Genomic DNA, 346 nt, shown 5'->3' with positions numbered 1-346 from the left:
TGAACCTGAGCCATTGGGAACACGGTGTTAATCGCTTCCGGGAATCCGGTAAGCCCATCAACACAGGCAACGAAGACATCTTCAACTCCACGGTTCTTAAGCTCTGTCAGCACAGAAAGCCAGAATTTGGCACCTTCTGTTTCGGCAAGCCAAAGACCCAAAAGTTCCTTATGGCCTTCAGTGTTCACGCCAAGAGCAACATACACGGTTTTACGAATAATACCAATCGTAATTTCTAAATCCTTAACCTGAATCCAGCTATGCTCAGGCATCATTACCAAGCATTTTATCTGGAACAGATGTCTCGTCGACCACAGCTACCCGAAGGTTTTGGGCATGTTGATTT

The 346-nt window shown here is 46.0% G+C and carries 1 pseudogene; it reads right to left on the bottom strand.

Features of this window, described 5'->3' with window-relative positions:
- A pseudogene (locus AK963_RS30765) lies at positions 1–221 on the bottom strand (transposase); the annotation flags it as partial.
- Between the last annotated feature and the right edge of the window lie 125 nt (positions 222–346).

It is taken from the genome of Endozoicomonas atrinae (assembly GCF_001647025.1).
In the GTDB taxonomy this organism is placed as follows: Bacteria; Pseudomonadota; Gammaproteobacteria; order Pseudomonadales; family Endozoicomonadaceae; genus Endozoicomonas; species Endozoicomonas atrinae.
Note: the sequence above shows the minus strand (reverse complement) of the source record. Positions and strands in the feature narration are given on the sequence as shown.